The sequence below is a fragment of the Bradyrhizobium liaoningense genome, from assembly GCF_018130785.1.
GTDB classification, from domain to species: domain Bacteria; phylum Pseudomonadota; class Alphaproteobacteria; order Rhizobiales; family Xanthobacteraceae; genus Bradyrhizobium; species Bradyrhizobium liaoningense_A.
Map to the genome: position 1 here is coordinate 109,780 of NZ_JAFCJT010000003.1, position 25,920 is coordinate 135,699.

A 25,920-nucleotide genomic window follows, 5' to 3' on the forward strand; every position below is an offset into this window, starting at 1 on the left:
TGACAAGACCTTGGCACGCATGATTGACGAGACGTTGCGCGAGAGGAGCGAATCTGAGCTTTTTGCGGGCTGAAAACGCTTGAAGTCCGTGCCAATTGGGCACATCTGGTGTTGAGGGCCGGTCTCGCCCCGAAACCTCCCGCCGCAACAGGATTTCGTTTGTGAACCCTTCACCAAGCTCGACGCTTTCGTCCAAAGCCAATCGCGACCTGTTCGATCAGTCCGCGCTCTCCGATCTCGCGCAGCGGCTGGTCGAGGCCGCCAAGCGCGCCGGTGCGGATGCGGCCGATGCGGTTGCCGTGCGCGGCATCTCGCAGGGCGTCGAGGTGCGTGACGGGCGCGTCGAGGAATCCGAACGGTCCGAGGGCGACGATGTCGGCCTGCGCGTGCTGGTCGGCCAGCGCCAGGCGGTGGTTTCGACCAACGACGCCAGCGGCGATGCCGTGACCAAGCTAGCCGAGCGCGCGGTCGCGATGGCGCGTGTCGCGCCCGACGACAAATATGTCGGCCTGGCCGATCCGGCGCTGCTCGCGCGCGACTTCCCCGATCTCGATCTGCTCGATCCCGACGTGCCCGCGACCTCGGAGCTCGAGCGGCGCGCGCTCGAAGCCGAGGCTGCCGCACTCGCCGTGAAGGGCGTGACCAAATCCGGCGGCGCCTCCGCGTCCGCCGGCATGGGCGGCATGGTGCTGGTCACCAGCACCGGCTTCCATGGTTCTTATTTGCGGTCCAGCCAGGGCATTTCGGCGACGGCGATATCGGGCGAAGGCACCGGCATGGAGCGTGATTACGACTTCACCTCGGCGCCGCACGGCGCCGATCTCCTGTCGCCGGAAATGGTCGGCCGTTCCGCCGGCGAACGCACCGTGGCGCGCGCCAATCCGCGCAAGGTCGAGACCTGCAAGGTGCCGGTCGTGTTCGATCCGCGCGTTGCCGGTTCGCTGGTCGGCCATGTCGTCGGCGCCATCAACGGCGCCTCGATCGCGCGCAAGACCAGCTTTCTCAAGGACAAGCTCGGCCAGCAGCTGTTTGCGAAAAACATCCGCATCGTCGACGATCCCCTGCGCAAGCGCGGCCTGCGCTCGCAGACCTTCGATGCCGAAGGCGTCGCGGTGAAGAAGATCGCGCTGGTCGACGAGGGCGTGCTGACCACCTGGCTGCTCGACTGCGCGACCGCGCGCGAGCTCGGCCTCACCACCACCGGCCACGCCCATCGCGGCGTCTCGTCCTCGCCCTCGCCCGGCCCGTACAACCTGCATCTCGAACCGGGCACGCCGACCCCGGCCGAGCTGATCTCCGACATCAAGCAGGGCTTCTACGTCACCGACCTGATCGGCTCGGGCGTCAACGGCGTCACCGGCGATTACAGCCGCGGCGCCTCCGGCTTCTGGATCGAGAATGGCGAGCTGACCTATCCCGTCAGCGAGGTGACGATCGCAGGCCATCTGTTCGAGATCTTCAAGTCGATGCAGCCGGCGAACAATCTCGAATTCCGCTACGGCGTCAATGCGCCGACGGTGCGCATCGAGGGTTTGACGCTTGGCGGACGCTGACGCGACATCGACAGACGAAACCATCCTGACGCGCGACGCGGCGCTGCTGCAAGACTCGGTACGGGAAGCAGGCAGCCTCGCGCAGTCGATGTTTCGCACCGAGTTGAGGAAGTGGACCAAGGGCGCGTCCTCGCCGGTGTCGGAAGCCGACATCGCCGTCAACGATTTGCTCGAAGCGCGCCTGCGCACTGCGACGCCCGATTATGGCTGGCTGTCCGAGGAGAGCGCCGACGACGAGGTGCGGCTGTCGCGGCGGCGGACCTGGGTGGTCGATCCCATCGACGGCACCCGCAATTATCTGGGCGGCCATGACGAATGGTGCGTCAGCGTCGCGCTGGTCGAGGATGCCGCGCCGGTGCTGGCTGCCGTGTTCGCGCCGACGACCGACGAGTTCTTCTTCGCGGCCCGCGGGCAGGGCACGACGCTGAACGGCAAGGCCGTGCGGGCATCGTCCGGATCCGAACTCGACTTCTCGCGCGTCGCGGGCCCGAAGCCCCTTGTCGAGCGCCTGAAGCCGTCACTCGGCGACATCAAGCTGCATCCGCGAATCGGTTCGCTCGCGCTGCGCCTGTGCCGGGTCGCCGATGGCATGCTGGATGCGGCTTTTGCGGGGGGCAACAGCCATGATTGGGACCTTGCCGCGGCCGATTTGATCGTGCAGGAAGCGGATGGTAGGATGAGCGACCTCTCCGGAGATCCCATCCTCTATAACCGCCGGGAAGTCACGCACGGGGTGCTGGTGGCAGCGGGTCGCGATCGTCATGCGGGCATCGTCGCGCATTTTCGAAATCGTCCCTTGCCCTGAGTGCGTCCGCCGTGCTTCTCGAACACTGCTTTGCCGGGCAGCCCGTTAGGAACAGAACCCATGCCAGATAGTGCCCCGCAACAATTGCTGCATCTCGTCATCGGCGGCGAACTGCTCGATCTCGAGCACAACACCTTCAAGAACCTCGACGACGTCGAGATCGTCGGCCTCTACCCGAACTATGCGTCCGCTCACGTCGCCTGGCGCGCCAAGGCGCAGAGCACGGTCGACAACGCGCAGATGCGCTATTTCATCGTCCATCTCCATCGGCTGCTCGACCCGAATCAAGAACCGGCGCGTTGAAAAAACTGCTTCGCAATACGCTGCGAAGCAGCTGGCTTCAGCGTGCCGTCGGGGTTCTGGCGGCCGAATATCTGCGTCTGGTCTGGCGGACCAACAAATTCACGTTTGATCCGCCAGATGTCTATGAGATCGTCGAGCCGCAGATTCCCGCGATCTTCGCCTTCTGGCACGGCCAGCATTTTCTCACGCCCTTCATCAAGAAAAAGGAGTCCTACCGGGCTAAGGTCCTGATCTCGCGGCATCGCGACGGCGAGTTCAACGCAATCGCCGTCGAGCGGCTCGGCATCGGCCTGATCCGTGGTTCCGGGGACCACGGCGGTGCCTTCCACCGCAAGGGCGGGGTGGGGGCGTTCAGGGAAATGGTGCACACGCTCCAGGACGGTTGTAATGTCGCGCTGACCGCCGATGTCCCCAAGCGCTCGCGCGTGGCCGGGCTCGGCATCATCATGCTGGCACGGGAATCGGGGCGGCCGATCATGCCTTTCGCGATGGCGACCAGCCGCTTCATCCGGCTCAAGAACTGGGATCGCACCACCATCAACCTGCCGTTTGGGCGGGGCGCATTGGTCGGCATCAAGGAAATCCACGTGCCGCCGGATGCCGACGCCGCCACCATGGAAGCGCTGCGGCTGGAGCTGGAAGAGACCTTGAACGAGGCGACCCGCCGCGCCTATGCGCAACTCGGCCGTCCGGGGCCCCAAGATGGCTAATTCGCTGCCGATAACGCTGCGGATGTACCGGCGCCTGGCGTCGGGCCTGGTGCCGCTTGCGCCGGCGCTGATCAAGCGGCGGCTGAAGCAGGGCAAGGAGGATCCCGCCCGCGTCGGCGAGCGGCGGGGCCTGTCCCGGGACGTGCGTCCGCACGGCCCCCTGGTCTGGATTCATGGCGCCAGCGTCGGCGAGGTGCTCGCCGCAGCGGCGCTGATCGAGCGCCTGCGCGACCTCAATCTGCGCATCCTGCTCACCTCCGGCACCGTCACCTCCGCCGCCGTCGTCGCAAAGCGCTTTCCGCCCGACGTCATCCATCAATACGTGCCGTATGATTCCCCGCGCTATGTCGCGCGCTTCCTCGATCACTGGAAGCCGTCGCTGGCGCTGTTCATCGAATCCGATTTGTGGCCGAACCTGATCCTGGCGGGCGCAACGCGCCGGGTGCCGATGGTCCTGATCAACGGGCGGATGTCGCCGCGCTCCTTCCCGCGCTGGCGGCGGATGTACGGCACCATCTCGGCGCTGCTGTCGCGGTTCGACATCTGCCTTGCGCAATCGAAGACCGATGCCGAGCGCTTCTCCGCGCTCGGCGGCCGCGACGTCGTCACGACAGGCAATCTCAAGCTCGACGTGTTGGCGCCGCCGGCCGATCCCGCCAAACTCGAACGGCTGATGGCGATGACGCGCGGCCGCCCGATCATCGTCGCGGCCTCGACCCATCCGGGCGAGGACGAGATGCTGGTCGCGGCGCATCGCAGCCTCGTCGGTTTCTTTCCGCAGCTTCTGACGGTGATCGTGCCGCGGCATCCGGATCGCGGCGCCTCGATCGCGGGCTTGATCACGGCGTCGGGCCTGAAGTCGGCGTTGCGCTCGCACGGGGAATTGCCGACGGCCGCGACCGACGTCTATGTCGCCGACACCATGGGCGAGCTCGGCCTGTTCTACCGCCTCTCGCCGGTCGTGTTCATGGGCGGATCGCTGATCCGCCATGGCGGCCAGAATCCGATCGAGGCGATCAAGCTCGGTGCCGCGATCGTCCATGGTCCGCACGTCTTCAATTTCGCCGACGTCTACGAGGCGCTCGACAGCAGCGGCGGTGCGCGCCAGACCGACACGCAGGAGGCTCTGGTCAAGCAGCTCGGCCAGTTGCTGGCCGATCCCACGTTGCGCGACAAGATGCAGCGCGCAGGTTCTGGCGTGGTCGAGGATCTCGGCGGTGCGCTCAATCGTACCATGACCGCGCTCGAGCCCTATTTGTTGCAGCTGCGGATCGAGATGGGGGCCGCCAATGCGTGAGCCGGCCTTCTGGTACCGGCCGCGTTCCTTCAAGTCTCATGCGTTACGGCCGTTGGGCTTGCTCTATGGCGCGATCACCGAACGGCGCATGCTGCGCAAGGGCTTTGACGCCGGCATCCCCGTGATCTGCGTCGGCAACTACCATGTCGGCGGCGCCGGCAAGACGCCGACCGTGCTCGCGTTGACGAAGCTGTTGCGCGAGCTCGGCGAGACGCCGGTGGTGCTCAGCCGCGGCTATGGCGGACGCCTCAAGGGGCCGGTGATGGTCGACCGCGAGCGCCACACCGCTTCCGACATCGGCGACGAGCCGCTGATGATGGTGCGCGACGTTCCTGTTACGGTCGCGCACGATCGCCTCGAAGGCGTCGCGCTCGCGAAGTCGCAGGGCGCGACCGTGATCCTGATGGACGACGGCTTTCAGAACCCGCGCCTGCTGAAGGACGCCTCCCTGATCGTGATCGACAGCGAGCGCGGCCTCGGCAACGGCAAGGTGTTTCCGGCCGGTCCCTTGCGCGCGCCGCTGAAGGCGCAGCTCGCGCGCACCGATGCGCTGGTGCTGATCGGCAATGGCCATGCCGCCGACGATGTCGCGGCGGAGCTTGCGAAGCGTAACAAGCCGGAGCTGCGCGCGCGCCTGAAGCCGGATGCGGCCTCGGTCGCGCAGCTCTTCGGCAAACGAGTCCTTGCGTTCGCCGGCATCGGCGATCCCGAGCGTTTCTTCCGCAGCTTGCGCGCCTGCGGTATCGAGGTCGCGCGCACGCGCCCCTTCGCCGATCACCACATGTTTTCGCAGGACGAGATCGCCGCGCTCGCAGCCGAGGCACAGCGCGAGCAACTCACGCTGGTGACGACGGAAAAGGATCTTGCGCGCCTGCGCGGCCGCGAGGGCGCGCCCGACGGCATTGTGCCGTTCGCGGTGCAGCTCGAATTCGATGATCCGGCAGCGCTCCGGCAATTGATCAGCGATCATCTCTACAAGGCGCGCGAGCGGCGGTTCAGCAGGCGATGATCTCGCTGGCTGGGCAAAGCGACTCCGCCGTAGCCGAACACCGCGCGCGATATGCGACAATAGATCGGGGCGACATGTCGCGGCGGATGAATTGTCTTCCGCACGTTCGGGAGTTGATGTAGCCTTGCATGAGAGCCGTCACCGGGACGTGCCGAACTCCCGGCAATCATCGGCGGCGTTTATGCCCACGGCGGGCAACGTACCTTCATCATTTCAGATGCGAGACCGTTACGATCAGTTCGGAACGGCAGGAGAGTTATTGCCAAAAGCTCAGAGGAGAACATGCCATGCATTTTTGCCTCACTGGACAATACACACCACGCGCTCTCAACGCCATTTTGGAAAATCCCACGACCAATCGCCAGGAGGCGGCGAGAAAACTGATCGAAGCGGCCGGGGGCAAGCTGATTTCGATGTACAGCGTTGCGGCCGACGGCCCAGGCGTTTTGGTGATTTTCGATGTGCCTGATCCGAGCGCGGCTCCGGCCATTTCCGGTCTGACCGTCACGGCGGGTACCCTGCAGAACGTGAAGCTGACCAGGTTGTTCACGCAGGACGAGATCAAGCAGGTCCGCCAGAACGCGGCGAAACTGCGTTCTTCGTATACCCCGCCCGGAGGCTGACATCCGGATCCGAAGCGAAGCCGCCGCAGTCGTATCAAGCGGCGGCAACGCTCACGTCACAGCAAGAATCAATTCTGCAAACCGACGTGAGGCCAAGGCCTTCCGGCGACCATTGATGGACGATGCGGTACGCCGCGTGCTGCGTCCGGCGCCATGGGGCCGACTGAACGATTCAGCGGTCAGTCCACTCACCAGGCTCCAACGGCCATCATTCCGATGATGGTCAGGCACGAGACGCAGGTCACCATGACAGTATAGCATTCAGGTGTATTCATCGCTTGCTCCCAAACTGCCGCCAATTGCTTGGTCACTGCTACGCGGGAGAGTCCGCCGGTCTCGGAGCCGCTTCAATGCGACAAGCCGTGACCGGTCTTGCGTTGTGCGTCCGTCCTCTCATCGTCACCCTGATCCGCAAGATGATGATGCGCTTCGGGAGCTTCAGAGCGTTGAGCTGTGATCAGAAGCTGTTTCCGCATTTCAGCGAGACGGGCGCGGCAATATTCACGATAGAGCATGTCTAGTATGGTGGGCATGATCACCCCCATCCTTTGACTTTCGATTTGCAAATATTCCACCGCGAATTTTCGAGGTGATCGTAGCCCGTCAGATGGCTCTTCGATATGAGCCCGTTCACAGACTGCGCCAATTCCAAAGCTCGATGGCCGTTTGGTTGACTTGATTGTCTGCGCGATAAAGGAGCAGGGCCAATTACCTAACATGCAGTTTAGCAGCCCTCTGTTTCACCAGAACTTCGTCGAACAACTTAAGGGCGCCGAATCGCAGCAAGGAATCCAACCACAGCGCGAAATGACTCACCAGGGAGTGCAAGCGCTATTCGATGCAACGCGGATCGGCACCACGGAGATCATTTCGGCTGTGAGACGCACAGTTCAGGTGCGCGCGAACATCGTCGCCATCCCCATGCCGCGCGAAAAGCTGTATCGCTCGTACTGCGTCGGCAGGCCCCGCTGTGCCCATCCTGCAGCAGCCTGCCATTCAGGCGACATTCATCGCAACGCGCCTATCGGTTCCAGTCGATCAGGAGAATCCGATGAAACTGCCATCCGCAGCCGTCGCTGCCAGCCTTGTGTGTCTGGTCATTGCGCCCGTGTTTGCGCAGCCGACGCCGCCGGCGGGGCCCGCTGCTCCAATCAGCACGGTGCCAGTTCCTGCGACCAAGCGCGTCACATGTCTTGCAACGACGCAAAGCCTGAAGGGCCAGGACAAGCGCGATCAGATGCAGCTGTGCATGGCGCAGGCGCGGGTGGATTGCCTGAAGCAGGCCATCGATCAGAAGGTTGTCGGCGAGCCCAGGAAGAGTTTTATCAGGACCTGTGTGGGCGGCGATGGCACGGAACAGCAATAGTCGCGTGCCGGTGGCCTCACGGCTGCGGCTTCAGCGCGCCAGGAAAATGCCGCTGCAACACGGCGGCAGGGGTGGCGTAGGCCTCTTGCAGGTCCACGCTCCAGTACTTCAACTCGTCGAGCGGGATGCGCGTGTCGGTGATCGCGCAGCGCACGAAGGTCCCCGGCGAGATCACGCGGAAGTCGCCATCGAGATATTGCACCTGCGCTTCGCCATGGCCCGAGGGGCCGAACTTGTTCAGCACGGTCGAAAGTCTCCGTGGAAGGCCTCTCCGTGGAAAACCCTGGAGGGCACGATGTGTTGGACCGGATGTAGCATAGATAGGGTGGCTTGTCCGCCCGGTAAACCCACCGGTTTGTGATGTTTTGGCGCCGTTTCCGCGTGATAGTGCTTGGACGAAGGATCCAACGGCAGAGTCCGATGCGCCTTCGACTGACTACCCTGTTCCTGATGCTCCTGATGTCGGCCGCGCACGCCGCGCCGGCGCCGCAGCAGATCGACATTCCGCTGTCGTCCGGAATCCTGCATGCGCAGCTCTACAAGCCCGAAGGCGAGGGGCCGTTTCCGACCGTGATCGCGCTGCACGGCTGCGGCGGCCTTGGCAATCATTCCGAACCGGTACTGCCGCGCTATCGCGACTGGGCGCTGCAATTGCTGAGATCAGGCAACGCCGTGTTGCTGCCGGACAGCTACGGCTCGCGCGAGCTCGGGCCGCAATGCCGCGTCAAGGAGAGCCACATCAAGGCGCGCCGCGAGCGCGTTGCCGACATCGCGGCATCGCGCGCCTGGCTGATGAAGCAGAGTTGGGTGGCGCGCGATCGTGTCAGCCTGATCGGCTGGGCAAACGGCGCCAGCGCGCTGCTCTGGGCCGTGCGCCCGCAGAGCGCAGCGCGCGATCTGGGCCCGGATTTTCGCGCCGCGATTGCGTTCTATCCGGACTGCCGGATCTCCGCCGGCCTCGGCTGGAGCGCGCGGGTGCCGACCCTGGTGTTGATCGGCGCCAATGACGACGTCTCGTCGCCGCCGGCCTGCCGCCAGATGGTCGACGGCGCCCGCGGCCGCAGCGCGCTTACGCGCATCGTGGTCTATCCCGACGCCTATCACGATTTCGACCGCGCCAATACGCCGCTGCACGCTGCTGCCGGTACCATCGACGCTGGCGCGCCCGAGCACGGCCATCTCGGCACAGACGCCGAGGCACGCGCGGAGTCGCAGCGGGAAGTCGCGGAGTGGCTGGCGCGGTAGCGATGGTCTCGTCGCCCGGCGGAGCGGACTTGTCCCGCCGTAGCTCGCTAGAGCGAAGGCGGAAGCGGGGCCGCCCGAGGAACAAATTTGGCGGACAGCCCCGCATCGACCACCGCCCTGCACGGATAATGGCCGACCGTGAATCTACGTATCGCGTGTCGCTGTGGTTTCAGCACGTGGCGGCGCCATCATTCGACCATGATGTCGATTAAACGCAGTCCTCATGCGCAACCGCTTCGTCCTCTTCTCATCCGCACTGATCGTCTTCACCGTCGCGATCTTCCTGTTCGAAGCCCACGCCGGCGCGCCGCAACGCGCGGCGGAACATTGCGGCTTCTGGACCACGATCGACGCGGGATTGTCCTGCCGATAGGCCGCCGCATACTCCGTCATTGCGAGCGCAGCGAAGCAATCCAGAATCCTTTCCGTTGAGGGACTCTGGATTGCTTCGTTCGCAAGAGCTCCTCGCAATGACGAGGATGAGAGTGCTCGCCATGGCGACTCCAAGCCGCCCTCGCGCCTCAGAACAGATTGCCCTGATCCACCGGCTTCGCCACGCGCTTCGCCGCGGGCTTTGCGTCCTGTGCGGCCGGCTTTGCTTGCGACGGCGCACGCTTTGGCGTCGGCGCCGCACGATCCGCATCCGCGGTCGCACCCACGCGTCCATCTGCAAACTCGATCTCGACGCGTGCGCCGGGGCCGATTGCGTCCGCCGAATGCAGGGGATGGCCGGCTTCATCCCGCACCAAGGCGAAGCCGCGCGCGAGCACGCCGCGATACGACAAAGCGGAGAGCAGCTTGCCGCTGTTCTCGACGCGGGCATCCAGCCGCTGCAACAGCGTGACAAGCGCGCGGCCCGCACGCTCGGCCAGACGATGCGTGCGCTCGCGCTGGCGGAGAATCGCGTTGCGCTGTGCCTGCGCGTTGGAGAGTTTTGAGGCGCGCAAGCGCACCTCGAGTCCGGCAAAGCGGTCGCGCCGTCGCCGCAGCAGCGAGCGCGCGGACAGGCCGAGCCGCTCGCCGCTTACGGTGAGGCGGTGATCGGCCTGCGATATCTGCCCGTGCAGCACCCGCAGCGTCAGCTTGGCGCTGGCGGCGGTAAACCTGCGGAAATGCGCGTGCGTGTTGGCCTTGAGGCAGCGGGGCAGTGACGCGCCCGCCGAATCCAGCCGCTGCCGCGGGATCGCGAGCAGGTCGCCGGCTGCCGGCAGCGCGCGCGTGGCGGCACGCAATTCGCTGCGGCGGCTCTCCTGGGCGCGCTGCCAATAGGCGCGGGTGCGGCGGCCGAGATCGGCGACCTCGACGAACAAGTCGCTGCGCACCGGCACCGCCATCTCGGCTGCCGCCGTCGGCGTCGGCGCGCGCTTGTCGGCGACGAAGTCGATCAGCGTGATGTCGGTCTCATGTCCCACCGCCGAGATCAGCGGGATCATGCTCTCGGCCGCAGCCCGCACCACGATCTCCTCGTTGAACGACCAGAGGTCCTCCAGCGAGCCGCCGCCGCGCGCGACGATCAGCACGTCGGGCCGCGGAATCTTGCCGCCCTCGGGTAGCGCGTTGAAGCCGCGGATCGCGGCCGCGACCTGCTCGGCCGAGCCTTCGCCCTGCACCTTGACCGGCCACACCAGCACGCGGCGGGGAAAGCGGTCTTCCAGCCGGTGCAGGATGTCGCGCATGACGGCGCCGGTTGGTGAGGTCACGACGCCGATCACCTCGGGCAGCCAGGGCAAGAGCTGCTTGCGGGCCTCGTCAAACAGGCCTTCGGCGGCGAGCTTCTTCTTGCGTTCCTCCATCAGCGCCATCAACGCGCCGATGCCGGCGGGCTCCAGCGCCTCGATCACGATCTGGTACTTGGATGAGCCCGGATAGGTCGTGAGCTTGCCCGTGGCGATGACCTCGAGCCCTTCCTGGGGCTTGAAGCGCATGCGCCCGTGCACGCCCTTCCAGATCACCGCCTCGATCTTGGCGCTCTCGTCCTTGAGCGCGAAATAGCAATGGCCGGAGGAGTGGGCGCCGCGGAAACCAGAGATCTCGCCGCGGACGCGGACATGGCCAAAGGCGTCCTCGACCGTCCGCTTCAGGGACTGTGAGAGCTCGGAGACGGTGAATTCGGGGGCGTTGAGCAGTGGTTCCGCAGGCGGCATAGGCAAACGATTCGGCATTTTGGGGTCGGACCCGACGTTAAGGATTTTCGCCGCGCGGCGCCAATCCGGGGATTGATCTAAAGAGTACTCTGCAATATAGAGTTCTCTATTGAAGGGCGATTTAACGGAGTTTGCGTCATGGCGGTGCGATTGCTGCGAGGTGCTCTGAACGTGCTGAAATGGGGGCTATGCGCGGTCGGCGCGGTCGCGCTGCTGCTCACCGCCCTGATCGCGACGCCGCTGGAGCGGCCTGCCGAGATGCGCTCTGTCTCGGACTCCGCCAAGGGGATCGACTGGTCCACCCTCCCGCCGCTGGAGCGCTTCCAGGCTCGCGACGGCACCTGGCTCGGCTTCCGCCACTACGCGCCGAAGGGAATGGCCACCGACCGCGGCGCCATCTTCATCCATGGCTCCTCGGCCTCCTCCGCCACGGTCAATCACGCGCTGACGGCGGCGCTGGCCACGCGCGGCGTCGAGACCTGGGCGCTGGACATGCGCGGGCACGGCGCCTCGGGCACGCGCGGCGACATCGGCTATGTCGGTCAGCTCGAGGATGATCTCGTCGACTTCGTCGCTCATGTCCGTAAGGCCGCGCCCGATTTGCCCTTGACCTTGATCGGCCATTCCGCCGGCGCCGGCTTCTCGCTGCGTATCGCCGCGACGCCCATCATTCAGGACCTGTTCGTCCGCACTGTCCTGATCGCGCCCTATCTCGGCTACGACGCGCCGACCAACAAGCCGCATTCCGGCGGCTGGGCCAATGCCGACCTGCCGCGCCTTTTCGCTCTCGCCGCGCTGCGCAAGCTCGGCATCGACTGCTGTTCGCAGCTCCCGGTGCTCGCCTTCGCGGTGCCGCCGAACTCCGAGCGGATCCTGGTGCCGACCTATTCCGATCGCCTCATGCGCAACTTTGCGACGCGCGGCTATCGCCTCGATCTGCCGGCCGTGACGCATCCGCTGACGATCTTCGGCGGCGCTGAGGACGAGATGATGATCTCGGGCAAATATGCCGAGGCCGTGCAGGCGACAAAACCGTCGGTCGACGTCAAGGTGCTCGACGGCATCAACCACATGGGCATGGTCACCAATCCGAAGGCGGTCTCGGCGATCGCCGAGGACGTGGCAACCCGCGGGAGCGGGCAGTCATGATCGACAGCAAGCAAGCCACGGACGCGCTGGCGGACATCAACGATACCGTCCGCCGCGTGCGGCAGTCGCAGATCTACCAGGTCTCAAGTCTCGTCATGTTGATGTGGGGCGTGCTCGTCTTCGCCGGCAACATCTCCAGCTGGCTCTGGCCGCGCTATGGGCTCTCTTTCTGGATCGGCGTCTACGTCCTCGCGACCGCCGGGCTCTTCGCCATCAATGCCTATAACTATGCGCGATCCCGCATCCGTACGTTCGACCGCCGCTATCTGCTGACGTTCCTGTTCATCGTTGCCTTCGGCATCTTCTGCTGCGTCTTCGGCCAATTCACGCCGCGCCAGCAGACGACGTTCTGGCCGGTCTACATCATGCTGTTCTACATGTTGGCGGGCGTGTGGTTCGGCACGGCCTTCATCGTGATCGGCGCCTCGATCATCGCGCTGACGCTGATCGGATATGTCTACATTCCCGGCATGCCGTTCCTGCTGTGGATGGCGGTCGTCAACGGCGGCGGGCTGTTCGTCGGTGGCCTCTGGATGCGGCGGAGCTAGACATGGCCGAGCTCGACGACATCATCCATCAACCGCTGCGCCTGAAGATCATGGCGGCGCTGAACGCGCTCCCGGCGGCGGCGGGCCTCGAATTCGCCCGGCTGAAGAAGCTGACCGGCGCCACCGACGGCAATCTCGGCGCGCATATCGAGACCCTGGCCAAGGCGGGGTACGTCTCGGTGGACAAGGCGTTTGTCGGCAAGAAGCCGCAAACCACGGTCACCGCGACCGCAACCGGCCGCGGCGCCTTCGCGCGGCACGTGGCAACGTTGCAGGAGATCATTGCGGGGAAGCAGGGCTAGCGCTGCGATGCCGATTATTGCGCCCTCTCCCCTTGCGGGAGAGGGCAGCGAGGACGGTAGACGCAGCCTCACTAGGGTGAGGGGTTCACTCCTCATCAAAAAGTCTTTCCGCGGGTGGAGACCCCTCATCCGGCGCTTCGCGCCACCTTCTCCCACAAGGGGAGAAGGGAAACAGCGAAGCGCGCGCGCCCCGGAATGACGGGGAGGGTGGGGCAACACCCCTTGAGACGCGCCGCGATTCGTGCGACCTCGCGTCCAGCAAACCCCTTTTTTCGAGCCCTCGATGCACATTCTCCTGCTCGGTTCCGGCGGCCGCGAACATGCCCTGGCGTGGAAGATCGCAGCCTCCCCCCTGGTGACCAAATTCTGGTGCGCGCCCGGTAATGCCGGTATCGCGCGCGAGGCGGAGTGCGTGGCGCTCGACGTCGCCGACCATGCGGCCGTGATCGATTTCTGCAAAAAGAATGCAGTCGGGCTCGTGGTGGTCGGTCCGGAGACGCCGCTTGCCGCCGGCATCGTCGACGACCTCACCGCCGCCGGCATCAAGGCGTTCGGGCCGAACAAGATCCCTGCCCAGCTCGAAAGCTCCAAGGGGTTCACCAAGGCGCTCTGCACGGAATTCGGCATTCCGACCGGCGCCTACAAGCGCTTCACCAACGCCAAGGACGCCAGCGATTACGTCCAGAGCCAGGGTGCGCCGATCGTGGTCAAGGCCGACGGCCTTGCCGCCGGCAAGGGCGTCGTGGTCGCCAAGACCGTGCGCGAGGCCGAGGACGCCATCGCCATGATGTTCGAGGGCGCCTTTGGCGAGGCCGGCGCCGAGGTCGTGATCGAGGAATTTCTGCCGGGCCGCGAGATCAGCTTCTTCGCGCTGTGCGACGGCGAGACCGCCATTCCTCTCGCTTCCGCGCAGGACCACAAGCGCGTGTTCGACCACGACGTCGGCCCGAACACCGGCGGCATGGGCGCCTATTCGCCGACGCCTTTGGTCACGCCCGCGATCCACGACGCGATCATGGCCAAGATCATCCTGCCGACGGTTGCCGGCATGAAGCAGCGTGGCACGCCGTTCCGCGGCATCCTTTACGCCGGGATTATGCTGACGACGCAGGGACCAAAACTGTTCGAGTTCAACGTGCGCTTCGGCGATCCCGAGTGCCAGGTGCTGATGCTGCGCATGATGTCCGACATCGTGCCGGCGTTCATCGCCGCCTGCGACGGGGAGTTGAAGCATTTCGATCTGCGCTGGTATCCGGAATCCGCGCTCACGGTGGTGATGGCGGCGAAGGGCTATCCCGGCGACTATCAGAAGGGTACGCGCATCGAGGGCCTCGATGACGCCTCAGAGGTCGAGACCGTCGAGATCTTCCACGCGGGCACGGTTGAGAAGGACGGCGCGATCCTCGCCAACGGCGGCCGCGTGGTCAATGTCTGTGCGCTCGGCAAGACCGTGACGGAGGCGCAGGCGCGCGCCTATCAGGCTGTCGACCGCATCAACTGGCCGGAAGGCTTCTGCCGCCGGGACATCGGCTGGCAGGCGGTGGAAGCCGAGAAGGCCAAGGGCTGACGGCGTTTTTTCCGGTCGCCGGGCAAAGCAAGCGGCGTCACGGCTCCGCCACATCGAGATTCCAAAAATGCGCAATCGGTTGTTGGGCTTAGCGTCCCTCGCCGATGGCGCCGTGCTACTGTGCATGGGGTTGTTTTCGACATTTTTGTTCTGAGGTGATGGAACCCATGTCCGATCTCGCCGATCTCTATCCCGGCTTCGCTTCCGAATGGATCAACACCTCCTTGGGCCGCATCTTCGCCCGCGTCGGCGGCAAGGGGCCGCCGCTGCTGCTGCTGCACGGCTTCTCCGAGACCAACGTGATGTGGCACCGCGTGGCGCCGCAATTGGCCGACAAGTTCACGCTGATCATCGCCGATCTGCCGGGCTATGGCTGGTCCGACATGCCCGGGAGCGACGCGCTGCACACCCCCTACAGCAAGCGCGCGATGGCAAAAGCTATGGTTGAGGCGATGGAGCAACTCGGCCACGTGCATTTCGCGCTCGCCGGCCACGACCGCGGCGGCCGCGTCTCCTATCGCCTCGCGCTCGACCATCCCGGCCGGCTGTCGAAGCTCGCCGTGCTCGATATCCTGCCGACCTATAATTACTGGGAGCGGATGAACCGCGCCTACGCGCTGAAGATCTACCACTGGACTTTTCTGGCGCAGCCCGCGCCGCTGCCGGAAACGCTGATCTCGGGCAATGGCGAGTTCTTCCTGCGCTTCAAGATGGCCAGCCAGACCAAGTCGAAGACGCTCGACGCCATCGACGAGCGCGCGCTCGAACACTACATCGCGCCGTTCCGCGATCCCGCCCGCGTGCATGCGATGTGCGAGGACTACCGCGCCGGGGCCTATTTCGATTACGACCTCGACAAGACCGATTTCGAAGCCGGCAAGAAGATCACCGTCCCGATGCTCGCACTATGGGGCAATGCCGGCATCGCCCAGGCCGCCGCAACGCCGCTCGACACTTGGAAGCAGTGGGCGACGAACGTGGACGGCATGCCGGTGGATTCCGGCCACTTCCTCACCGAGGAAAACCCCGACGTCACCGCAAAGGCGCTGCGCGAGTTCTTCCTCGCGCCTTAGCGCCGCTCCCGAAAGAACTCCCTGAGCAGTCGCGCCGCCTCGCTCTCGCCGACCCCGGAATAGACGTCCGGCGCGTGATGGCAGGTCGGCGAGGCAAAAAATCGCACGCCAGACTCGACCGCGCCGCCCTTGGGATCGGCGGCGCCGTAATAGAGCCGCCGGACCCTTGCAAAGGAGATGGCGCCCGCACACATGGTGCAGGGCTCGAGCGTCACGTAGAGGTCGCAGTCCACCAGGCGCTCGCTGCCGATCTTTTTGGCCGCCTCGCGCAGCGCAATGATCTCGGCATGGGCCGTCGGGTCGTGATCGGTCAGCGTCCGGTTCGCCGCGGTGGCGATGACCTCGTAATTCCGGACCACCACGCACCCGATCGGAACTTCGCCCGATTTTCCGGCGTTTTCGGCCGTCTTGAGCGCCAAATCCATGAAAGAAGGGGCTTTCATGCCTCGTATCATTGCCAGAAACCTGCTAGTAGCTCCGCCTTCAGCAAGAGTGAATACCGGTTTTGCCTGAGCGTGCGGCTCGGAACGAGCGCGCACAATGCTCTCGCGCCACCCCTGAGTGAGATTATTCATGCCTCGCGACAGCGACAAAGACAACGATTCCCGCGGCCGGCGTGACCGCGGCCCGGCCAAGGGCCCATCCAAGGGCCGTTCCGGCAAGGCGCGCGGCCCCGAGAAGAAATTCGCCAAGCGCGGCTTCGAGGGCAAGGGTGATCGCGACAGCCGCCCGGCCCGTGGCGACCGTGACAGCCGCCCGGCCCGTGGCGACCGTGAGAGCCGTCCGTTCCGTCGCCGCGAGGAGGGCGATGCCCCGCGCCGCGATTTCAGCGACCGTCCGAAATTCAAGCGCGACGATCGCGGCGGTGAGGGGCGCGGCGAGCGCAGCTTCAAGCCGCGTGGCGACCGTCCGTTTTCCGATCGCTCTTCGCGCGACGGCGAGAAGCGCTCGTTCAAGCCGCGCGGTGATCGCCCGTCCCATGGCCGCGACGATCGTCCGCCGCGCAGTCGGGACCGCGACGACTCCCGTCCGGCCGGCCGGACCGGCGACAAGAAGTTCGGCGACAAGCGGCCCTATTCGCCGCGCGGCGACCGGCCGGAACGCAAGTTCGACGGCGAACGAAAATTTTCGCGGGGAGGGGATCGCGGGCCGCGCGAGGATCGTGGCGAGCGCAGCTTCAAGCCGCGTGGCGACCGCCCGAATTTCGATCGCGGTGATCGCGCGCCGCGTGGCGAGCGCCCCGAACGCAAATTCGAGGACCGGAAGTTTTCGCGAGGCGGACCGGATCGCGGGCCGCGCAAGGATTTTGGCGGTCGCGATCGCGGTGAGGACAAGCCCTGGCAGAAGCGCGACGATCGTCGCGATGGTGGCCGCGGTGAGGACCGTCCGCGCTTTTCGCGCTCGCGCGACGACCGTGCATCGGGCGATCGTCCGTTCCGCGACCGGCCGAAATTCGATCGGCCGCGCGAGCGCTCCGAGGGCCGCTCCGACTGGCACGAGCATCCGCGCAGTGAAGGTCGTTTTGGCGACCGTCCGCGCCGCGACAACGAGGACGACAGCAGGATCTTCGAGAAGCGCCCCGCTTTCGGCGGCCGCGGCGCCTATCGGGACCGAGATCGGGATTTCGAGGGCCGCCCGCGCCGGGACGAAGCACCGAAGCCGAAGAAGGCCGGCGAGCGCATCGCCAAGGTGCTGTCGCGTGCGGGCCTTGCCTCGCGCCGCGACGCCGAGGAGATGGTCACGCAGGGGCGCGTCGCCGTCAACGGCCGCGTCATCAATTCGCCCGCGCTCGACATCACCAAGAACGATGTCGTCACCGTCGACGGCAAGCCGTTGCCGGAGCGTGAGCGCACGCGGCTGTTTCTCTATCACAAGCCGCGCGGGTTGATGACGACGCATGACGATCCCGAGGGGCGTCCGACCGTGTTCGACAATCTGCCTGAAGGCCTGCCGCGCCTGATCTCGATCGGCCGGCTCGACTTCAACACCGAAGGCCTGCTGCTGCTCACCAATGACGGCGGGCTCGCGCGCACGCTCGAATTGCCCGACACCGGCTGGCTGCGCCGCTACCGCGTCCGCGCCCATGGCGACGTCACGCAGGCGCAGCTCGACGAGCTCAAGAACGGCATCGAGGTCGAGGGCGTCAAATACGGTCCGATCGAGGCGACGCTGGAGCGCGACCAGGGCGCCAATGTCTGGCTGGTGTTCGCGATCCGCGAAGGCAAGAACCGCGAGGTGCGCAACGTCTGCGCCCATCTCGGGCTCGAAGTGAACCGGCTGATCCGCGTGTCCTACGGTCCGTTCCAGCTCGGCGAGGTCCCCGAAGGCCAGGTCGAGGAGATCAGGTCGCGCGTGCTGCGCGAGCAGCTCGGCGACAAGGTGATCGAGAAGTCGGGCGCGCAGTTCGACGTGCCCTCGAAATCGACTTCGCGCGTCGACGACCCGCCGAGCGAGAAGAAGCCCGCCAGCAAGCGTGCCGTGATCAACGATCGCAAGGGCCGCCGCGTGCTGGTGCAGCGGACCGGCAGCGAGGAAGCGCGCGAGCGCAACGAGGAAGAGGCCAACGGCTACGGCCCGCCGCGCCGCCCCAAGCGCGGCTATCACGGCAAGCGCGACCTGACGCCGCGGGACGGCGAGTAAGGCCAATGGTTGATACGACGCTGACGCGCCGCCACAGGTCGTCATGGCCGGGCTTGACCCGGCCATCCACGTCTTGCTTGCGTCTACGGTTGAAGAACGTGGATGCCCGGGGCAAGCCCGGGCATGACGGAGACATCTAGATGCGCGTCGTCGGCGGTCGATTGAAGGGGCGCAATCTGGCCTCACCGTCCTCGCGCGACATCCGCCCGACGGCGGACCGGCTGCGCGAGTCCGTGTTCAACATTCTCGTGCACGCTTACGATGATCCAATCGAGGATGCGCGCGTGCTCGATCTGTTCGCAGGCACCGGCGCGCTCGGCATCGAGGCGTCCTCGCGCGGCGCCAAGTTCACGCTGTTCGTCGACAACGGCGCTGAGGCGCGGGCGCTGCTACGCAACAATGTCGAGACGCTCGGCCTCGGCGGCGTCACGAAAGTCTATCGCCGCGATGCCACTGATCTCGGGCCCGCGCATCCGGTCGAGCCGTTCTCGCTGGTGTTCCTCGACCCGCCCTACGGCAATGGCTTTGCCGAGAAGGCGCTCGCGAGCTTGCGCGATGGCGGCTGGCTCACACCGGGCGCACTGCTCGTGGTGGAAGAGGCGAAGGCCGCGCAATTCGTGACGCCGGAAGGGTACGAGGAATTGGAGCGGCGGGCTTATGACGACACGGAGTTCGTGTTTTTGAAGAGACCGTAGCTTCGCTGCCGTAGGGTGGGCAAAGCGAAGCGTGCCCACCACCTATGGTAATCATGGAAAGATGGTGGGCACGGCGCTGCGCGCCTTTACCCACCCTACGAAATCATCGCCGTCCGAACAGCTTCTCCACATCGCTCAGCTTCAGCTCGACATAGGTCGGCCGGCCGTGATTGCACTGGCCGGAGTTCGGGGTGTCCTCCATCTCGCGGAGCAGGGCGTTCATCTCTTCCGGCCGCAGCCGGCGGCCGGCACGCACCGAGCCATGACAGGCCATGGTGGCGGCGACGTGCATCAGGCGGCGCTCCAGCGGCAGCGCCTCGTCCCACTCGGCCATATGCTCGGAGAGATCGCGGAGCAGCCGGCCTGCATTGGTCTTGCCGAGCAGCGACGGCGTCTCGCGCACCGCGACTGCGCCGGGGCCGAAGGACTCGATCGCCAGCCCAAATGAGGCAAGCTCCTCGCTGCGCTCCAGCAGCCGCTCCACCGTGGCCTCGTCCATCTCGACGATCTCGGGGATCAGCAGGATCTGCCGTTGCACGCCGTTGGCGGCGAGCGAGGCCTTCAGCCGCTCATAGACGATGCGCTCATGCGCGGCGTGCTGGTCGACGATGATCAGGCCGTCGCGGGTCTGCGAGACGATGTAGGTCTCGTGGATCTGCGTGCGCGCCGCGCCGAGCGGGCGGTCGACGAGATCGCTGACAGGCTGTGCCTCGATCCGCACGTCCGCACTGGGCGCGCCGACATCGAATGCCGCCTGTGCGCGCTCGGCGAAGACGGGCGCGGCGGAGCCTTCGAACGACGGCATCGGTGCGACCGGGGCGGATGGCGAGGCGCGCCAGTCCCAGCTCGCAGGCCGCGGCGTGAACGCCGGCCGGAACGAGGACAACGCGCTCTCGCCGCTGTTGGCGGCGGTGCGGCGGCCTTCGCGCGCGAGGGCTTCCTTCAGCCCGTGCACGATCAGCGCGCGCACGAGGCCGGCATTGCGGAAGCGCACCTCGGTCTTGGCCGGATGCACGTTGGCATCGACCTCGCGCGGATCCAGCGTGACGAACAGCGCCAGCACCGGATGGCGGTCGCGCGGCAGATAATCGGCATAGGCCCCGCGCACCGCGCCGAGGATCAGCTTGTCGCGCACGGGGCGGCCGTTGACGAAGAGATATTGCCCGAGCGCGTTGGCCTTGGTCAGCGCCGGCGCCGCGGCATAGCCGGCGACCACGACGCCCTCGCGCTCGGCATGGACCTCGATGGCGTGGCTGCGGAATTCCGCGCCGAGGATATCGCCGAGACGCGTCAGTCGTCCGGCGGCGCCGGGCAGGGCGGCGGTCCAGGTCACCGGCGCGCGCTCCTCGCCGGCCAGAGTGAAGGCGACGTCGGGCCGCGCCATGGCCAGGCGCCTGACCACCTCGCGGATCGCCTCCGCCTCGGTGCGGTCGGTCTTCAGGAATTTCAGCCGCGCGGGCGTTGCATAGAAGAGGTCGTTGACCTCGACGCGCGTGCCGTGGGCCAGCGCCGCCGGCATGATCTCGGATTTGTCGCCGCCCTCGACTGACAGCGCCCAGGCATGTGGTTCGCTCGCGTGCCGCGTGGTGATGGAGAGACGCGCGACGGAGCCGATCGAGGGTAGCGCCTCGCCGCGGAACCCGAGCGTGCGGATCTGGAGCAGATCCTCGTCATCGAGCTTGGAGGTGGCGTGGCGCTCGACCGCGAGCGCGAGGTCCTTCGCGGTCATGCCGCTGCCGTCGTCGGTGATCCCGATCCGCCGCCGGCCGCCGCCATCGGTGAAGACGTCGATCCGGCTCGCGCCGGCATCGATGGCGTTCTCGACCAGTTCCTTGACCACGCTTGCCGGACGTTCGACCACCTCGCCGGCGGCGATGCGGTTGACGACTTGCTCTGGCAGCTGGCGGACGGGCATGGGGCTTTCGATCTGGATTCGCTGACGGCTCTATTCTAGGCCGTGTTGCGTCAAAAGCATGTGTTGGGCAACAGCCGTGTGGCGGCCTGGGGAAGAGGGATGCCTATCACATTGAAGGGATTGGGCGTTCGAGAAAATTGCGCAACCGGGACGGAGCGGTTGCCCTGCGACGGTCCTGATTGTGGGGGGCCGGACAGCGGTGTAGCATCGTGAAAAAATGGCAACAGGACGGGAGGACGCCATGTGCCATCTCTTCGCGCACCAGCCCCAACGCGACTACGAATCCCAGACCCGCTCGTTGCGGATCGGCGGGCACTGCACCTCGATCCGGCTGGAAATGGCGTTCTGGGACACGCTGGAGGAGATCGCGGCCAAGGAGAACATGAGCGTCGGCAAGTTCCTGACCACGCTCTACAACGAGGTGCTCGACCATCACGGCGAGGTCAACAATTTTGCCTCGCTGCTGCGCTGCTCCTGCCTGATCTATCGTTCCAAGAGCATGGTGACGGTGCCGGAGTTCAAGGCCTCCGTGACGCCGATTCTCGACGCGGCCGAGTAGCTATCCCAACAAAAGTGCGTAGCCCGGATGAAGCGCGGTAATCCGGGATTCAGCTCACTCGCGAGCCCCCCGGATTACGCTTCGCTCCATCCGGGCTACGAGACTACCGAACTCCCTCCGCCGTCATTGCGAGGAGCACTTGCGACGAAGCAATCCAGACCGTCACCGCGGTGGGATGCTGGATTGCTTCGCTTCGCTCGCAATGACGGCGAGAGAACACAGTTTTCTTTGGACCGTCAGATCTCCTTCTTCTGCATCGCACCCGCAATGTAATCCGCCTGCCGGATCGCGAGTGCGACGATGGTCAGCGTCGGGTTGCAGGCCGCGCCGCTGGTGAACTGGCTGCCGTCGGAGACGAACAGGTTCTTGACGTCGTGGCTCTGCCCGAACTTGTTGACCACGCCGTCGCGCGGCTTCTCGCTCATCCTGTTGGTGCCGAGATTATGCGTGCTCGGATAGGGCGGCGTCGGATAGGTCACGGTGGCGCCGACGGCGTCGTAGACCGCCGCACCCTGCTTATAGGCATGCGCGCGCATCGCGACGTCGTTGGGATGATCGTCGAAATGCACGCTCGCGACGGCCTGCCCATGCTTGTCCTTGACGACCGGATCGAGCGTGATGCGGTTGGTCTCCTGCGGCATGTCCTCGCCGACCAGCCACATGCCGGCCATCCTGGGATAACCGTCGAGCGCTGCGGTGAACGGACGTCCCCAGGCGCCGGGATTGAGGAACGCCGCCATGAAGGGCAGGCCGATCGACAGGGTCTCCATCTCGTAGCCGCCGACGAAGCCGCGCTTCGGGTTGTTGACCGACTCGTCGCGGATGATGCCGGCCATGGTGGTGCCGCGATACATGTGCACCGACTTCTCGAACACGGCATAGACGCTGCCGGTCATGTGGCGCATGTAGTTGCGGCCGACCTGACCCGATGAATTGCCGAGGCCATCGGGGAACATGGTCGAAGCACTGTTCAAGAGCAACCGCGGGCTCTCGATCGAGTTGCCGGCCACCGCGACGATGCGCGCCTTCTGGCGCTGCATCGCGCCACTCTCGTCGGCGTAGACGACGCCGGTGACCTTGCCGCCGGCATCGTGCTCGATCTTGACCGCCATGCTGCTCGGCCGGACTTCGAGATTGCCGGTCGCCTCGCCCTTGGGGATTTCGGTGTAAAGCGTCGACCATTTCGCGCCGGATTTGCAGCCCTGGAAGCAGAAGCCGATCTGCTGGCACGATCCACGTCCATCGCGCGGCTGGCTGTTGATTGCCATGTTGCCGGTGTGCACCGTCTTGTAGCCAAGCTTCCTTGCGCCGGCTTCGAGCACCTTGAAGTTGTTGTTGCCTGGAAGTCCGGGAATGCCGTTGGTGCGCGTCACGCCCATCTTGTTCTCGGCCTTGGCGTACCATGGCTCCATCTCGGCAAGCGTGACCGGCCAGTCCAGCAGGTTCGCGCCGGGAATGTTGCCGTAGGTGCTCTTGACCTTGAATTCATGTTCGTCGAAACGCAGTGACGCGCCGGCCCAATGGGTCGTCGAGCCGCCGACCGCCTTGACGATCCAGGCAGGAAGGCCCGAAAAATCCCTAGCGACGCGCCATGTCCCCGACGTGGTGCGGGCATCGGTCCAGGCGAGCTGCGTAAAGCTCTCCCATTCGTCGTTGACGAAGTCCTGATTCTCGATGCGCGGGCCGGCTTCGAGGATGACCACCTTGACGCCCTTCTGCGCGAGCTCGTTGCCCAGCGTTCCGCCGCCGGCACCGGAGCCGACGATCACCACAACGCTGGAGTCGTTCAGATCGAATTTTGCCATATGCGTTCTCCTGAACCGTTGGGGTGCGACTTAGGCTTTGGGCAGCCAGTCGATGTCGGCAAAGCCGCGGTTGATGTAGCCGCCGTGTTCGGCGGAGGAGCCTTCGTAGCCGAACCGCGGCCAGACCTCTTTCTGGTTGTAGAGCGAGACAACGAGGTCGCCGCGCACCTTCTGGAAGAAGTCGCTCTGCTCGATCTCTTTCAGCAGCACGACGCGATCGGCTTCCCATGGCACTTCGGCGTAAGCCAATTTGTGGCGATCGCGCGCGTTCTGATCGAGCCGCGTGATGCCGTCGCTGATCAGCGACTTGACGGCGGGGTCTTTCGCCGCCTTGCCGTCCCACGGCTTGATCGCGGTGATGTAATAGCTGTCGCCGAGGACGTCGTGCGGATAGATGTCGCGCGCAACCTTCAGCAGCGTCTTCATCGTTGCGGGCGAGAGTGTGCTGGCATCATCGGCCCAGGCGTCTTCGATGCTGACGGCGACGCTGGTCGCGACTGCGACGACCGGAACGGCGGTTGCCGCGCCCTTGAGAAAGACGCGGCGGCTGTGCTTGCTTCGACGATCGACTTCTCTCATGGCATTCCTCCGTGGATTTTGTGATTTGGATTTTTCTGATTTGTTTCAGCCGAAACGACCCCCTCGCTGGATCACCTCGATCTTGTAGCCGTCGGGATCGCTGACGAAGAAAAATCGCGCCAGCGTTTTGCCGTCGTGCTTGAAGTCGCGCAGCGGTCCCGGCGCGAGCTTCTCGCGCTCGAAGCGGGCATGTTCGGCATCGAGATCCTCGACCACCACGGCGAGATGGCCGTAGCCGTCGCCGAGCTGGTACGGTTCCTTGCGATCGAAATTCACCGTCAGCTCGACCTCGAAAGGTGAGGAGGGGTGACGCAGATAGATCAGGGCAAAGTCCGAAAACTTCAGATGGTCGGCGACTTCGAGACCGAAGGCGCGCTTGTAGAAGCCGAGCGAGCGTGCCTCGTCGAGCACGCGGATCATGGAATGAACGGGCTTTGCCATTCAGTTCTGCTCCTTCAAATAGACGATGATGGCGGCGCGCGTCTCCGCCTTCGCCTGCCGGTAGACCATGGTCACGCCGGGAATGACGGCTTGCGGATTGGTGAGCCATGCGTCGAGCTTGGTCTCGTCCCAGGCGAAGTCCGCCTTCGACAGCGCCTCTGAGTATCTAAAGCCTTCGACCTTGCCGGCGGAGCGGCCCACGATCTTCACCAGTGGCGGGCCTTGCCGCGCCGGTTCCGACTGGCTTGTCGTGTGGCACACCGCGCATTGCTGCTTGAAAAGCGTGGCGCCATCCGGTGGCTTCGCGGCGGGCAGGGGCATTTGCGCATCGGCAACCCGCACCACCAGCACCATCGCGGTGCACAATCCCAGCACGACTGCGCGCATCGCCAAGAATCCGCCCGTTCACATCAACGTGCGCAAACTCTAGGCGGCGTCAAAGATGCGGTGGTAGTAGCGGGCTGTTTCGCGACGCGCGGAGATATTCGTGGCCGCGTGTGTTCCGCAATGCCTTATATGCGGAGCACAATTCCGCGAAACCGCCGTCAAATCCCTAAACGATCACCACACCATGCGCATTGCATGGCGAGTGCGCCGCTTGAACTCTTTACGCGATGCAATGGTCCGGTGCAGACGAGCGGCGTAGGGAGCCGCCGAGCCGTTCATCGCGAAAAAATCCAGGAGAAATGGATGAAGTTGGTGAAGACCTCGATGATCGCATGCGCTCTGTCGGCTCTCATTGCGACGCCCGTGCTCGCGCAAGGCGCGCCACCCGCCAAGACAGGCGGCACCATGCAAGGCAAACCCATGCAAGGCGGAACGATGGGCAGCGGCGATGAGGAGATGAGTGCTCAGCCGGGTGCGGCGGGCGAGAAGACCGGCATGAAGTCGACCAAAGGCACCAAGGGTACGGTCGGCACCACAGGCAGCGCTGCGCACAAGGGGACCGCCGACGATCCCACGACGGGCGGTGCAGCCCCATCCAAGCGTTACTAGTCTCGCCGGGTCAAACGGCAAAACTCCGGTCGCGTTGCGGCCGGAGTTTTTCGGTTGCGTTTGCTAGTCGTCGAAGCGGCCGCCGCCCCGCCCTGCCTTGATGTCGCTCCGGCGCTTCTTGCCGTCGAGCCGGCGCTGCTTGGAGGCGTAGGTCGGCCGCGTCGCACGTCGTGGCGTCGGCCGTATCATCGCCTCGGTCAGGATCTCGACGAGCCGGTCGATGGCGTCCTGGCGGTTACGTTCCTGGGTGCGGAAGCGCTGGGCGTGGATCACGATCACGCCGTCCTTGGTCATGCGCTGGCCGGCAATGCGGGCGAGCCGGATCGCCGCGTCCTCCGGCAAGGTCAGCTTGCGGGTGTCGAAACGCAGCTGGGCCGAGGTCGAGACCTTGTTGACGTTCTGCCCGCCCGGGCCGGAGGCGCGGACAAAGCCGATCTCGATATCGTCCTCGTCGATGACGAGATCGCGGGATATCCGCAGCATGATGGCACCATTCGTGATGTCCGGACATATCGCGGACGTCTACGTTCGGCAATGGTGCATCGTGGAAACGCAAATGGCCGGGGCGAACCCGGCCATTTCATAAGACGTATGGA

The 25,920-nt window shown here is 65.3% G+C and carries 29 protein-coding genes; 19 read left to right on the top strand and 10 right to left on the bottom strand.

Annotation, left to right across the window (positions count from 1 at the left end; all coding sequences use genetic code 11):
- Window positions 1–161 precede the first annotated feature (161 nt).
- The 7 genes from JQ627_RS10795 (at window position 162) to JQ627_RS10825 (ending at window position 6,300) form a co-directional block, all read left to right on the top strand.
- Window positions 162–1,553 carry a TldD/PmbA family protein gene (locus JQ627_RS10795; protein WP_212484207.1) on the top strand — a complete coding sequence of 464 codons (1,392 nt, stop codon included), beginning with the start codon at window positions 162–164 and terminating at the stop codon, window positions 1,551–1,553.
- Window positions 1,540–2,358: a 3'(2'),5'-bisphosphate nucleotidase CysQ gene (locus tag JQ627_RS10800; protein WP_212484208.1), complete on the top strand. Its 819-nt coding sequence runs from the start codon at window positions 1,540–1,542 to the stop codon at window positions 2,356–2,358. Before JQ627_RS10795 ends, JQ627_RS10800 begins: the two co-directional genes overlap by 14 nt.
- Window positions 2,359–2,418: 60 nt before the next feature.
- Window positions 2,419–2,661: a DUF4170 domain-containing protein gene (locus JQ627_RS10805; protein WP_014491932.1), complete on the top strand. Its 243-nt coding sequence runs from the start codon at window positions 2,419–2,421 to the stop codon at window positions 2,659–2,661.
- Entirely contained in the window at window positions 2,658–3,371 is a 714-nt protein-coding gene (locus JQ627_RS10810) for a lysophospholipid acyltransferase family protein (protein WP_212484209.1), read from the top strand. Before JQ627_RS10805 ends, JQ627_RS10810 begins: the two co-directional genes overlap by 4 nt.
- Window positions 3,334–4,668: a 3-deoxy-D-manno-octulosonic acid transferase gene (locus tag JQ627_RS10815; protein ID WP_212484210.1), complete on the top strand. Its 1,335-nt coding sequence runs from the start codon at window positions 3,334–3,336 to the stop codon at window positions 4,666–4,668. Before JQ627_RS10810 ends, JQ627_RS10815 begins: the two co-directional genes overlap by 38 nt.
- Window positions 4,661–5,677 (top strand): tetraacyldisaccharide 4'-kinase, encoded by a 1,017-nt coding sequence (gene lpxK / locus JQ627_RS10820; protein ID WP_212484211.1) that lies wholly within the window; start codon window positions 4,661–4,663, stop codon window positions 5,675–5,677. Before JQ627_RS10815 ends, lpxK begins: the two co-directional genes overlap by 8 nt.
- Before the next feature lie 287 nt (window positions 5,678–5,964).
- Entirely contained in the window at window positions 5,965–6,300 is a 336-nt protein-coding gene (locus JQ627_RS10825; protein ID WP_011090245.1) for a GYD domain-containing protein, read from the top strand.
- Window positions 6,301–6,647: 347 nt separating this feature from the next.
- Here JQ627_RS10825 and JQ627_RS10830 read toward each other — a convergent pair whose 3' ends face one another.
- Entirely contained in the window at window positions 6,648–6,875 is a 228-nt protein-coding gene (locus JQ627_RS10830) for a hypothetical protein (protein WP_312015755.1), read from the bottom strand.
- 476 nt (window positions 6,876–7,351) lie between these two features.
- Between JQ627_RS10830 and JQ627_RS10835 the strand changes: the two genes are divergently transcribed.
- Complete coding sequence (locus JQ627_RS10835) at window positions 7,352–7,666, top strand: hypothetical protein (RefSeq protein ID WP_212484212.1); 315 nt, start codon at window positions 7,352–7,354, stop codon at window positions 7,664–7,666.
- Window positions 7,667–7,682: 16 nt separating this feature from the next.
- Here JQ627_RS10835 and JQ627_RS10840 read toward each other — a convergent pair whose 3' ends face one another.
- Window positions 7,683–7,910: a DUF2093 domain-containing protein gene (locus JQ627_RS10840; protein ID WP_014491939.1), complete on the bottom strand. Its 228-nt coding sequence runs from the start codon at window positions 7,908–7,910 to the stop codon at window positions 7,683–7,685.
- A gap of 176 nt (window positions 7,911–8,086) precedes the next feature.
- On the opposite strand from JQ627_RS10840, the gene JQ627_RS10845 reads away from it, so the two are divergent.
- On the top strand, window positions 8,087–8,911 hold the full coding sequence (locus JQ627_RS10845) for a dienelactone hydrolase family protein (protein WP_212484213.1): 825 nt from the start codon (window positions 8,087–8,089) through the stop codon (window positions 8,909–8,911).
- 223 nt (window positions 8,912–9,134) lie between these two features.
- Entirely contained in the window at window positions 9,135–9,284 is a 150-nt protein-coding gene (locus JQ627_RS10850; protein WP_212484214.1) for a hypothetical protein, read from the top strand.
- Between the two features lie 148 nt (window positions 9,285–9,432).
- On the opposite strand, the gene xseA is transcribed toward JQ627_RS10850, so the two are convergent.
- A complete protein-coding gene (gene xseA / locus JQ627_RS10855) occupies window positions 9,433–11,055 on the bottom strand; it encodes an exodeoxyribonuclease VII large subunit (RefSeq protein ID WP_212484215.1) in 1,623 nt (540 codons plus the stop codon).
- Window positions 11,056–11,193: 138 nt separating this feature from the next.
- Here xseA and JQ627_RS10860 point away from each other — a divergent pair, with 138 nt between their 5' ends.
- From JQ627_RS10860 to JQ627_RS10880, 5 genes are all read left to right on the top strand, one after another.
- A complete protein-coding gene (locus tag JQ627_RS10860; RefSeq protein ID WP_212484216.1) occupies window positions 11,194–12,204 on the top strand; it encodes an alpha/beta hydrolase in 1,011 nt (336 codons plus the stop codon).
- Window positions 12,201–12,752 carry a hypothetical protein gene (locus JQ627_RS10865; RefSeq protein ID WP_212484217.1) on the top strand — a complete coding sequence of 184 codons (552 nt, stop codon included), beginning with the start codon at window positions 12,201–12,203 and terminating at the stop codon, window positions 12,750–12,752. The genes JQ627_RS10860 and JQ627_RS10865 overlap by 4 nt, the downstream gene beginning before the upstream one ends.
- Before the next feature lie 2 nt (window positions 12,753–12,754).
- The gene (locus tag JQ627_RS10870; RefSeq protein ID WP_212484218.1) at window positions 12,755–13,054 is read left to right on the top strand and encodes a transcriptional regulator; all 300 of its coding nucleotides are present in this window, start codon (window positions 12,755–12,757) and stop codon (window positions 13,052–13,054) included.
- A 283-nt stretch (window positions 13,055–13,337) separates the two neighbouring features.
- A complete protein-coding gene (gene purD / locus JQ627_RS10875) occupies window positions 13,338–14,621 on the top strand; it encodes a phosphoribosylamine--glycine ligase (protein WP_212484219.1) in 1,284 nt (427 codons plus the stop codon).
- A 167-nt stretch (window positions 14,622–14,788) separates the two neighbouring features.
- Entirely contained in the window at window positions 14,789–15,694 is a 906-nt protein-coding gene (locus JQ627_RS10880) for an alpha/beta fold hydrolase (RefSeq protein ID WP_212484220.1), read from the top strand.
- On the opposite strand, the gene JQ627_RS10885 is transcribed toward JQ627_RS10880, so the two are convergent.
- Window positions 15,691–16,149 (bottom strand): nucleoside deaminase, encoded by a 459-nt coding sequence (locus JQ627_RS10885; RefSeq protein WP_212484469.1) that lies wholly within the window; start codon window positions 16,147–16,149, stop codon window positions 15,691–15,693. The two genes, JQ627_RS10880 and JQ627_RS10885, sit on opposite strands and share 4 nt — an antisense overlap.
- 118 nt (window positions 16,150–16,267) lie before the next feature.
- On the opposite strand from JQ627_RS10885, the gene JQ627_RS10890 reads away from it, so the two are divergent.
- Entirely contained in the window at window positions 16,268–18,334 is a 2,067-nt protein-coding gene (locus JQ627_RS10890; protein WP_212484221.1) for a pseudouridine synthase, read from the top strand.
- Between the two features lie 140 nt (window positions 18,335–18,474).
- Complete coding sequence (gene rsmD / locus JQ627_RS10895; protein ID WP_212484222.1) at window positions 18,475–19,029, top strand: 16S rRNA (guanine(966)-N(2))-methyltransferase RsmD; 555 nt, start codon at window positions 18,475–18,477, stop codon at window positions 19,027–19,029.
- 103 nt (window positions 19,030–19,132) lie between these two features.
- On the opposite strand, the gene mutL is transcribed toward rsmD, so the two are convergent.
- Window positions 19,133–20,944: a DNA mismatch repair endonuclease MutL gene (gene mutL / locus JQ627_RS10900; protein ID WP_212484223.1), complete on the bottom strand. Its 1,812-nt coding sequence runs from the start codon at window positions 20,942–20,944 to the stop codon at window positions 19,133–19,135.
- Between the two features lie 241 nt (window positions 20,945–21,185).
- Here mutL and JQ627_RS10905 point away from each other — a divergent pair, with 241 nt between their 5' ends.
- On the top strand, window positions 21,186–21,503 hold the full coding sequence (locus tag JQ627_RS10905; RefSeq protein ID WP_212484224.1) for a ribbon-helix-helix domain-containing protein: 318 nt from the start codon (window positions 21,186–21,188) through the stop codon (window positions 21,501–21,503).
- A gap of 236 nt (window positions 21,504–21,739) precedes the next feature.
- Here JQ627_RS10905 and JQ627_RS10910 read toward each other — a convergent pair whose 3' ends face one another.
- The 4 genes from JQ627_RS10910 to JQ627_RS10925 are packed head-to-tail and all read right to left on the bottom strand — an operon-like array spanning window position 21,740 to window position 24,715.
- Window positions 21,740–23,308, bottom strand: a complete 1,569-nt coding sequence (locus tag JQ627_RS10910; protein WP_212484225.1) for a GMC family oxidoreductase — start codon at window positions 23,306–23,308, stop codon at window positions 21,740–21,742.
- A 30-nt stretch (window positions 23,309–23,338) separates the two neighbouring features.
- Window positions 23,339–23,887 (bottom strand): gluconate 2-dehydrogenase subunit 3 family protein, encoded by a 549-nt coding sequence (locus tag JQ627_RS10915; protein WP_212484226.1) that lies wholly within the window; start codon window positions 23,885–23,887, stop codon window positions 23,339–23,341.
- Between the two features lie 45 nt (window positions 23,888–23,932).
- On the bottom strand, window positions 23,933–24,328 hold the full coding sequence (locus JQ627_RS10920) for a VOC family protein (protein ID WP_212484227.1): 396 nt from the start codon (window positions 24,326–24,328) through the stop codon (window positions 23,933–23,935).
- Window positions 24,329–24,715, bottom strand: a complete 387-nt coding sequence (locus JQ627_RS10925) for a cytochrome c family protein (protein ID WP_212484228.1) — start codon at window positions 24,713–24,715, stop codon at window positions 24,329–24,331.
- A gap of 303 nt (window positions 24,716–25,018) precedes the next feature.
- Here JQ627_RS10925 and JQ627_RS10930 point away from each other — a divergent pair, with 303 nt between their 5' ends.
- Entirely contained in the window at window positions 25,019–25,324 is a 306-nt protein-coding gene (locus JQ627_RS10930; RefSeq protein WP_212484229.1) for a hypothetical protein, read from the top strand.
- Window positions 25,325–25,387: 63 nt separating this feature from the next.
- Here JQ627_RS10930 and arfB read toward each other — a convergent pair whose 3' ends face one another.
- Window positions 25,388–25,807 carry an alternative ribosome rescue aminoacyl-tRNA hydrolase ArfB gene (arfB, locus tag JQ627_RS10935; protein WP_212484230.1) on the bottom strand — a complete coding sequence of 140 codons (420 nt, stop codon included), beginning with the start codon at window positions 25,805–25,807 and terminating at the stop codon, window positions 25,388–25,390.
- Window positions 25,808–25,920 lie beyond the last annotated feature (113 nt).

Bases quoted from the DNA above. Each gene is read 5' to 3' on its own strand.
- JQ627_RS10905 (WP_212484224.1), top strand. From the start codon at position 21,186: ATGTGCCATCTCTTCGCGCACCAGCCCCAACGCGACTACGAATCCCAG.
- JQ627_RS10805 (WP_014491932.1), top strand. From the start codon at position 2,419: ATGCCAGATAGTGCCCCGCAACAATTGCTGCATCTCGTCATCGGCGGC.
- JQ627_RS10880 (WP_212484220.1), top strand. From the start codon at position 14,789: ATGTCCGATCTCGCCGATCTCTATCCCGGCTTCGCTTCCGAATGGATC.
- JQ627_RS10910 (WP_212484225.1), bottom strand. From the start codon at position 23,308: ATGGCAAAATTCGATCTGAACGACTCCAGCGTTGTGGTGATCGTCGGC.
- JQ627_RS10870 (WP_212484218.1), top strand. From the start codon at position 12,755: ATGGCCGAGCTCGACGACATCATCCATCAACCGCTGCGCCTGAAGATC.
- JQ627_RS10925 (WP_212484228.1), bottom strand. From the start codon at position 24,715: ATGCGCGCAGTCGTGCTGGGATTGTGCACCGCGATGGTGCTGGTGGTG.
- JQ627_RS10885 (WP_212484469.1), bottom strand. From the start codon at position 16,149: ATGATACGAGGCATGAAAGCCCCTTCTTTCATGGATTTGGCGCTCAAG.
- JQ627_RS10825 (WP_011090245.1), top strand. From the start codon at position 5,965: ATGCATTTTTGCCTCACTGGACAATACACACCACGCGCTCTCAACGCC.
- arfB (WP_212484230.1), bottom strand. From the start codon at position 25,807: ATGCTGCGGATATCCCGCGATCTCGTCATCGACGAGGACGATATCGAG.
- JQ627_RS10850 (WP_212484214.1), top strand. From the start codon at position 9,135: ATGCGCAACCGCTTCGTCCTCTTCTCATCCGCACTGATCGTCTTCACC.
- JQ627_RS10930 (WP_212484229.1), top strand. From the start codon at position 25,019: ATGAAGTTGGTGAAGACCTCGATGATCGCATGCGCTCTGTCGGCTCTC.
- JQ627_RS10815 (WP_212484210.1), top strand. From the start codon at position 3,334: ATGCGCAACTCGGCCGTCCGGGGCCCCAAGATGGCTAATTCGCTGCCG.
- JQ627_RS10860 (WP_212484216.1), top strand. From the start codon at position 11,194: ATGGCGGTGCGATTGCTGCGAGGTGCTCTGAACGTGCTGAAATGGGGG.
- JQ627_RS10865 (WP_212484217.1), top strand. From the start codon at position 12,201: ATGATCGACAGCAAGCAAGCCACGGACGCGCTGGCGGACATCAACGAT.
- xseA (WP_212484215.1), bottom strand. From the start codon at position 11,055: ATGCCGCCTGCGGAACCACTGCTCAACGCCCCCGAATTCACCGTCTCC.
- purD (WP_212484219.1), top strand. From the start codon at position 13,338: ATGCACATTCTCCTGCTCGGTTCCGGCGGCCGCGAACATGCCCTGGCG.
- JQ627_RS10890 (WP_212484221.1), top strand. From the start codon at position 16,268: ATGCCTCGCGACAGCGACAAAGACAACGATTCCCGCGGCCGGCGTGAC.
- JQ627_RS10915 (WP_212484226.1), bottom strand. From the start codon at position 23,887: ATGAGAGAAGTCGATCGTCGAAGCAAGCACAGCCGCCGCGTCTTTCTC.
- JQ627_RS10835 (WP_212484212.1), top strand. From the start codon at position 7,352: ATGAAACTGCCATCCGCAGCCGTCGCTGCCAGCCTTGTGTGTCTGGTC.
- JQ627_RS10845 (WP_212484213.1), top strand. From the start codon at position 8,087: ATGCGCCTTCGACTGACTACCCTGTTCCTGATGCTCCTGATGTCGGCC.
- lpxK (WP_212484211.1), top strand. From the start codon at position 4,661: ATGCGTGAGCCGGCCTTCTGGTACCGGCCGCGTTCCTTCAAGTCTCAT.
- JQ627_RS10920 (WP_212484227.1), bottom strand. From the start codon at position 24,328: ATGGCAAAGCCCGTTCATTCCATGATCCGCGTGCTCGACGAGGCACGC.
- mutL (WP_212484223.1), bottom strand. From the start codon at position 20,944: ATGCCCGTCCGCCAGCTGCCAGAGCAAGTCGTCAACCGCATCGCCGCC.
- rsmD (WP_212484222.1), top strand. From the start codon at position 18,475: ATGCGCGTCGTCGGCGGTCGATTGAAGGGGCGCAATCTGGCCTCACCG.